Below are 7950 nucleotides of genomic sequence, written 5' to 3'. Positions count from 1 at the left end.
AACTGTAAAGCGTATATTGCAAGAACGGACTGACCGCTACAAGTCGGAACTGACCGACTCAGGCTCTAGTTACACGCTTGGCAACAAGACATTAACAGAGTGCGAATTAGTCCTTGACTATGTTTGAATACATTTTAAGGAACAGGAACCATGAATACTGTTGCAGTCCTGAAATTAACATTACATCACGTTGTCGTTGGATACTTGGCAGGATTTCAGAGCGGAAAAAATATTCTGGTTTTCACAGATTCTTTTCACTTGGATCAGCAACGTCCGACCTTGAGCTTGCTTACTTCCCCTTTATATCCTCAAGCGGATAAGATTTTAGAAAAGACCTATGTTACACATCAGCGCTTACACCCCTTGCTATCAAATCTGCTACCAGAAGGTGCATTACGCGAACTCATAGCACAAAGCCTCAAAATACATATAGACAATGAATTTCAGTTATTGGCAGCTTTAGGTCATGACTTACCTGGGGCACTGATTGCAACCCCAGTAGATCCAGAAGAAATCCCAGATGGAATAAAATTTAAGCTTCAGATCTCGAATCCAGATCAGATATTAAAACAAGAGATTCGGACAAATAATAAGTTTTCCTTGGCTGGCGTCCAAATGAAGTTTTCCATGAAAGCCAAAGATGGGCGTTTTACATTAGCACAGGCAACGGAATCCAGCCTACTCGGTGATTGGATTGTCAAAACTCCTTCTACCAGACATGCTTTTGTTCCGCTGAATGAATACTCTATGATGATCCTTGCCAAAATGGTCGGAATAGATATCCCAGAGATTCGTTTGGTAGATATGGCACTCTTACAAGACCTTCCACCATTAAATCTACCCCAAGAGCAATATGCTTTTGCAATTAAGAGATTCGATAGGCAGAGTACTGCTAATACTACAGAGCTTATTCATATTGAAGATTTTGCTCAGATCTTTGGTTCATATCCACACCAGAAATACAGCACCACAAATTATGAGCAGATCGGTAAGATCATTTATCACTATTCAGATAACAAAATTTTTGATATTCAGCAATTTGCCAGCCGTTTACTCGTCAATATTTTACTCGCCAATGGAGATGCACACTTAAAGAACTGGAGTATGATTTATCACGATAAAACAACGCCAAGATTATCCCCTGCATACGATATATTGATGACAAGTGTATATATTGAAAATGAGCGTCATTTCGCCTTAAATCTTGCCAAAAATAAAGATTGGTATTTAGCTGAGATGAAACACTTTGAACAATGGGCTGAAAAAGTCGGTGTTCCATGGCGTGTTATTGAAAAACAACTTCACGCGATCATGGACAAAGCACGGTCGGTATGGCCAGTGCTATTACTAGACTTACCTATGATTTCTGTTCATAAAGAAAAATTAAGAGAACATTGGAAAAAATTGCATCCGGACTTTCAGATACTTACAGATGATTAGGGTAATCTGAAACCAAACTAAAATTTCTCAAACAAGTTCATCACGTCATTTTCCGTCAGTTTCGCTTCGCCTTCATGATCTGTACTTAGAATAGAGTGTGCCAGTTCTGCTTTATTTTGCTGTAAGGCAAGAATTTTTTCTTCTATGCTTTTATTAGTAATCAGCTTATAGACAAATACCGGCTTGTCCTGTCCAATCCGCCATGCACGATCTGAAGCTTGATCTTCAGCAGCAGGGTTCCACCATGGATCATAGTGAATGACCGTATCTGCGGCAGTTAGATTCAAACCGACCCCTCCTGCTTTCAGACTGATTAAAAATACCGGCACTTGTCCAGACTGAAACGCTGTAATGACTTCATCTCGCTTTTTGGTCTTTCCAGTCAGCTTCACAAAGCCAATTTCTGCGTGATGGAACTGTTGTTCAATCAGTTCCAACATTGAGGTAAACTGAGAGAAGATAAGAATTTTTCGCCCCTCTTCCACCATTGGAACGACCATATCCATCAACTGTTCAAGTTTGGCAGAATGCGCCTGCCCAATTTTCACTGAATCCAGCTTTAGTAAGCTAGGATGGCAGCACACCTGACGTAGCTTCAGTAAGGCATCTAAAATTTGAATTTGACTACGTTTAAAGCCTTTTTCTGCCACAATTTTCTGAATGCTTGCCTGCATCGTGGCACGAACAGCCTCATATAACTTGGATTGCTGGTCATTCATATCAATATTGACTTCAATCGTGGTTTTTTCTGGCAACTCTTTGGCTACGTCAGTTTTCAAGCGACGTAAAATGAAGGGCTTAATCCGGTTGACCAACTTTTGTCTTAACTGCTCATCACCGCGCTTTTCAATCGGATGACGGTACTTTTTATTAAAAATTTCTTGTGAATATAAAAATCCTGGCATCAGGAAATAAAATAGTGCCCACAGCTCACCCAAATGATTTTCCATAGGTGTACCGGTTAGACATAGACGATGTCGCGCTGTTAATTGCCGTACTACCTGTGCAGCTTTGGCGCGCGGATTTTTGATATTCTGCGCCTCATCCAAAATGAGTTGATGATATTCATATTGCTTTAGTTGCTCTTCATCTCTCGCCAGAAGCGGATAGGTGGTTAACACAATATCATAGTGCGGAATCTGCTCAAAATACTGATGGCGATCGGGCCCCTGTAGCAGCAATACCTTGAGCTCTGGGGTAAATTTCTCCGCTTCTTTGAACCAGTTATGCATCAGCGATGTGGGTGCAACAATTAAGGCGGGACTATCCTGCAAATATCCAGCCTGCTTTTCCATGAGTAAATGGGCTAAAGTTTGTGCTGTTTTCCCCAAGCCCATATCATCTGCCAGAATCCCGCCATGCTGGGTTTCCCTTAAAAACTGTAACCAGCCTAAGCCCTGCTGCTGGTATAGACGCAACTCCCCCTGAAAACCTTGTGGTGTCGGCAGTTGTTGCTGATAGCCTTGTTTGAATTTATGTACAAATTTCTGCAGGCGATCACTGACCTGCCATGTCATCCCAAGATTATGCTGCAATTCTAATAATTGACTCGCATCATAGCGATCAATACTGCGCTCTTCTTGCTGTAAAATGCTCTGCAGATGCAATAATACCGGCTTAATATCCCTAGCGGATAGCGCCAAATCAGGTTGATCAACTGCAGTTTTCACGGTGAAAATTTGACTGTCATGCAGATGAATAAAAGTCCGCGGATCAAGTAAATCAGGATTTACTCGCACCAAAGCTACGAGCGCATCAAGTAAATTATAAGAATTGCCTGCACTGTCTTGAACCGTCGCCCCGATATTGAACCAGTCCTGCTGGCCTTCAGATTCAGTGATAGAAATATTTAAATTTTCAACATATTGCAGGTTAAAGGGGCTGTTTTCCAGATGCTCTATCTGCCAGCCCATCAACTCAATTTGATTGATGGGCATCAGCTGTTTGATCCAGTCTCCATAGAAAGCAAAAACCATAGAATCGAGACGTTGTTTATCCAGTTTTAATTGCTGGTCATAACTAAGATCTTTCACCCACTTCAGTGATTCGACCAATAGCTGTAAACGCTGGATTGACTGTTGTTCCTGAACTAAGTCCCGAAGCTGTCGCACCATTTTGTCATGCTGCTCACCAATGAAACTGTCACCTGATGTACCTGCTTTAATTCGCCCGCCTGCATAGGAGAATTCAATTTCAGCACAAACAGATTCTTCCCATTTCCAATCAAATTTATCTAAAACACCGAAGCGTAAAATTGGCTGGGGACTACCCTCAAGGACATCAATATGCTGAATAGACTCGGGCTGAGGCAGATTTTTCACGTCTGAATATTGATGAGTCAGTTTCTCAAACTCTGGCAAGAGCATAGATGGAAGAGCAGGCATCTGTAAAAAATGGTACAGAAGATTTGCCGTATATTCACCATATAACTGGCCCACCGTGTTCTGTTGAATATCCACATAACACGGTGGCTGGCTAGCGAGAATTTGGATATGTGGATTTGATTTTAAATCGAGTCGAATATCACCATTGACCAATTCAATATTTAAATGCTCTGTCTGTTTGTTTACACCTTGTTGCCAGATCAGTTCGATGTGATAGCCTTGTTCTGACCATTGAAGTGCAGTATGGCTCTTTTTTTGCCAGTACACATCGCCACTTTGAATAAAAGATTTGAAATGCTCCAATAAAATTCCGGAGATATCAAGATTGCTTTGATAAAAACGTTCGTCACTGTTTATTTTGGCATAATAATAAATCTGGTTAAATAATTGTCGTTTTTGTTCAGGTAAAGTCAGATGCTTTCTGGTGATATTTTCATATTGGGTATAATAACTTTCCCCCGCAATTGAGCCGTTTTTATTGCGTCTGGCCTTCTGAACATCAACTGTCAATTTCTTTAAGCTGACAGACTGATCTAACAGGTAAATTAAATAATTGTTTGTTTTGACAGATTGCTCTGGTTCAGTCTGTTGTAAATACCGTTTAAAATCATTCAACCAGCGCTGTGCCTGATCATCCCCCCGTAGGCGTTTTGCGATTCCCTGCGGGGATTGAGAGTCAGCATAACGCTGCTGAAATTCCTGGCGATATTCCTGAAAGAATAACCGCGCTAAAGCAGCAGCATGTTTACAGTTATATCCAACTGGACAAGTGCAGTCGTCATCGATTAAACGGTCTTTTTGGGGATTATAGGTAATTGCAGTATCGTAATAATCTGTCCCTTCAATTTGGGCATACATCGTAACCCCGTCTTTTTCCTCAAAGAACTCAATCGTTTCCCTATCAATGCGTTTAGCATAGCTCAGACTGCGCTGAAGAGTTGCTGTACTAAAGCGAGATAGAAAATTGATCAATGAGGACATAATTACCAGACACTAAAAATGTTTATACAATTATAACGGACAAAGGTATCATTTCAGAATAGTAGCCGAACGGCCCAACCTGAGCATAACTTGGATTCACTCAAAAGGAATATTGTAAATAAAGACTACTTTTTGCATAAACATTCAAAGCCAAACCTCAATATGTCTACATCATCACAGCATGCATTTCCCACACATATTGACTGCGCATCAATTGCTTTAATTGTTTAAGGTCTTGATATTTTTCCAGTATCTCTTGCGCTCGAGCTAATTTTTGTTGAACATGTCGATAGTCTTGCTCATATTTTCGATACAAATCCTGCACTTTAATTTTACGGTTAGAATATAAAAACTGACTCCAATTAAAAGAGTAAATAATGTCATCCACTTGCATTTGCAAAGTTTCTAACTGTTCTTCTAAAAGCAGGTTATACGCTTTTAATTGTTGATTGGCGAAAGACAAATTATGCTGCTGACCCAACTGAATTTGCAAATTTAACAATGTCAATAAATCATTGGCTTCATAAGCCTGATTGGCTTGCTGCATCAATACGGTTTTTTCTTGTTTTTTCTGCTCATCTTGCTCACGATCTGGGTGAATCCACGCTGTAATTTTTAAGTAAATCGCTTTAATGGACTGATTTGCTAGTTTCTTGGCTTCTTCACGCTGTTGCTGTTTTTTTGCTGCTTTGGCTTTTTCACGGGCAATTTGCTGTTCGGCAAAAGCTTTTTGCGCACTACTCAACTGACTTAAAAAATCCAGCTCCTCTTGTTCTTGCATTTTTTGTTCAAATTTTTTTATAAAGTCATCTAAATCTAATGGATCATGCTGAAAATCAAAAAAATCTAAATCTAGGTCATATTCTTCACAAAGAAAATGCTTCAAACTTTCTAGCTTGAGCTGTGCCAAGCGCTCTTGTTCAGACTCATCATGTTCAAAACTATTTTGTTCACATTGTTCAACATTTTCGTCTTCTGACTCTGTTGCTGTTTTAGCTTCAGATCTTAAATCCACATCATCTGTGTCTAGCAATTCAATATGATGCCCATAACTGTTCAGCAATTCTGTTAAAAACTGAACTTGTTCGGTAGACATCTGCTGCGAATCCAAAAGTTGTAAACTGAGTTGCTCAATTTTTTGATCCAGCTTAGTTTGCTGGGCTGCCGTCACTTTTTGTTGTTTTTGCTGAAGCAATTGTTGAATTTGCTGAAATATAACTTCACGCAATTGCGCATAAGTCGGTAAAATTTCACGGCTGGCACGTGCCTGAATATCGGCTTGTGCGGTCTGCCATTCATTCAAACGTAGCTGTTCCTGCTCAATTTTTTGGCATAATTTCTGAAATTTTTTCTGTGGCGCAGAAAGTTTCTGCACTGGCTCTAAAGTACTTTTCTGTAATTCCATCTTCAATCATATCGAACACATAAGTCTGAGCCGTATTTTAACCAACTTCTTACTCATTAAAAACATCTTTGCCCATCACCACATCTTTTCTCATCCATAGTCTTTGACCTGAAACATCTTCAAGCAATTGATCTTCCATTCTATACAGCACATTACACACAGTTCGATTATCATAGGCAGCAATACGATTTTTCCAAATATTTAGGACAATACATGAGCACATTAACCTGTTTTAAAGCCTATGACATTCGCGGAAAATTGGGCACAGAACTCAATGAAGACATCGCCTATAAAATTGGTCGTGCTTACGGACAAATTTACCAACCTAAAACCGTTGTAATTGGCTGCGATATTCGCCTTAGCAGCGAAGGCTTAAAGCAGGCCACCATTCGTGGTTTAAATGATGCAGGGGTCAATGTGCTCGACTTGGGAATGACAGGCACAGAAGAAGTCTATTTCGCAGCCTTTCATTTAGACGTGCAAGGTGGCATTGAAGTAACTGCCAGCCATAACCCCATGGACTACAACGGCATGAAACTGGTACGTGAAAATGCACGTCCGATTAGTGCCGATACCGGCCTAAAAGACATTCAGGCTTTGGCAGAATCGGGCGAATTTACCCCAGTTGAGCACAAAGGTAGCACTCAAAGCTACAATATTTTGCCTCAATTTATTGAACATTTAATGACGTATATCGAGCCTACCAAAATTCGCCCAATGAAACTGGTCATGAATGCAGGCAATGGCGCTGCAGGACATGTGGTCGATGCAATTGAGCAAAAATTCAAAGCTCTGAATATCCCTGTTGAGTTTGTCAAAATTCACAATGATGCCGATGGCACCTTCCCCAATGGTATCCCGAATCCAATTTTAGTGGAAAACCGTGACAGTACCCGCAATGCCGTATTAGAGTATCAAGCCGACATGGGCATTGCGTGGGATGGTGACTTTGATCGCTGTTTCTTGTTCGATGAAAAAGGCCAGTTTATTGAAGGCTATTATATTGTCGGCTTATTGGCACAGGCATTTTTACTCAAACAAGCAGGCGAGAAAATCGTACATGACCCACGTTTAGTCTGGAATACCTTTGATGTGGTCGCTCAATATCAGGGTGAAGCGATTCAATCTAAATCTGGGCATGCCTTTATTAAAGATGTAATGCGTGAACACAATGCTGTTTACGGCGGTGAAATGAGTGCACACCACTATTTTCGTGATTTTGCCTATTGTGACAGCGGCATGATTCCTTGGTTATTGGTGCTTTCTGTGTTGTCTGAAACAGGAGAATCGCTATCGAGTCTGGTCGAAGAAATGATTGCCAAATTCCCATGTTCGGGGGAAATTAACTTTAAAGTGGCCGATACTCAAGCCACCATCCAAAAAATCTTTGAGCATTATGCTAGCCAAAACCCAGCAATTGACCAAACCGATGGCGTGAGTCTTGACTTTGGGGCATGGCGTTTGAATGTGCGTGCGTCAAATACCGAGCCTTTATTGCGCTTAAATATTGAAAGCCGTCGTGACCACAATCCCCGCCCGATGCAGGACTATGTGGATGAGTTGACGCAATTGATTCAAGCTTAATCTGAAAAATCAAAGCAATATAAAAATGGGAGTAATTAACTATAACTAAAAATATAGACAAATATTTGCATAAGTTCTCATTTTGTCTATGTCGATTCAGTAGTGGCAAGGTGGGTATTTATTAGAGATTTAAATGATTATCTTTTGTATTTTAGG

At 40.5% G+C, this 7950-nt stretch carries 4 protein-coding genes; 2 read left to right on the top strand and 2 right to left on the bottom strand.

The annotated features are described in order from the left end of the window. The first annotated feature begins 150 nt into the window (after window positions 1-150). Window positions 151-1440 carry a type II toxin-antitoxin system HipA family toxin gene (locus tag ACEO2X_RS12750; protein ID WP_004970273.1) on the top strand — a complete coding sequence of 430 codons (1290 nt, stop codon included), beginning with the start codon at window positions 151-153 and terminating at the stop codon, window positions 1438-1440. 17 nt (window positions 1441-1457) lie between these two features. Here ACEO2X_RS12750 and ACEO2X_RS12745 read toward each other — a convergent pair whose 3' ends face one another. Beyond that, complete coding sequence (locus ACEO2X_RS12745) at window positions 1458-4805, bottom strand: SNF2-related protein (RefSeq protein WP_371972105.1); 3348 nt, start codon at window positions 4803-4805, stop codon at window positions 1458-1460. Between the two features lie 166 nt (window positions 4806-4971). After that, window positions 4972-6210, bottom strand: coding sequence for a hypothetical protein (locus ACEO2X_RS12740; protein WP_180005903.1), 1239 nt, complete (start codon window positions 6208-6210; stop codon window positions 4972-4974). Between the two features lie 213 nt (window positions 6211-6423). Between ACEO2X_RS12740 and ACEO2X_RS12735 the strand changes: the two genes are divergently transcribed. Further along, complete coding sequence (locus ACEO2X_RS12735; protein ID WP_180005902.1) at window positions 6424-7794, top strand: phosphomannomutase CpsG; 1371 nt, start codon at window positions 6424-6426, stop codon at window positions 7792-7794. Window positions 7795-7950: the final 156 nt, after the last annotated feature.

Origin of the sequence: Acinetobacter sp. AL9 (assembly GCF_041464035.1) — a bacterium.
In the GTDB taxonomy this organism is placed as follows: domain Bacteria; phylum Pseudomonadota; class Gammaproteobacteria; order Pseudomonadales; family Moraxellaceae; genus Acinetobacter; species Acinetobacter towneri.
This window is presented reverse-complemented; position numbering and strand designations above follow the sequence as displayed.